The organism is Arcobacter sp. F155, from assembly GCF_004116455.1.
Lineage (GTDB): Bacteria > Campylobacterota > Campylobacteria > Campylobacterales > Arcobacteraceae > Halarcobacter.
The window spans coordinates 1-427 of the sequence record NZ_PDJU01000048.1 but is presented as its reverse complement, the minus strand read 5'-3'; the positions used below and the strand labels follow the sequence as shown (position 1 = coordinate 427).

1 protein-coding gene is annotated in these 427 nt (G+C 37.7%); it reads left to right on the top strand.

The features are described 5' to 3' along the window. Positions 1 to 281: 281 nt before the first annotated feature. The coding region (locus CRV03_RS14020; protein WP_309109198.1) for a YjzC family protein at positions 282 to 427 on the top strand (146 nt) is incomplete at its 3' end.

The following is a 427-nucleotide window of genomic DNA, read 5'->3' as shown; positions in this document are numbered from 1 at the left end:
TTCTTTCATTATGTACAAATTGTGAAAAGGGTTACATTGCTCGTGTGGTGAGGCATATAATGAACATGTAATCTTCTCGTATATGTTTGACTCTCCTTTGAAACTAGCCTAGAGTAGGTTGGTTTCTTTTTTTTTCTACAAGTAGGAAAGAAATCCCTGCTTACGCTTGTGTCATTCATATATATGTACAAGAATGAGATGTAGTACTGTTTCCTAAACATGACAGAAAAGCTTTCTTTTAAAATGGATATACTAATGAGGCAAGACGTCATGGAAGGAGAATGAAGATGGGACAAAATCGCAGGTTTCGTTCTGGACAAAAAGCGCCGAATGATGGCATTTACGTAGAAATTGGTGAAACGGGAAGTATGGTGAAAGATCCGCAAATGGTGAAATTAACTGCCGGTGAAAAGTTTCCGGATAACAC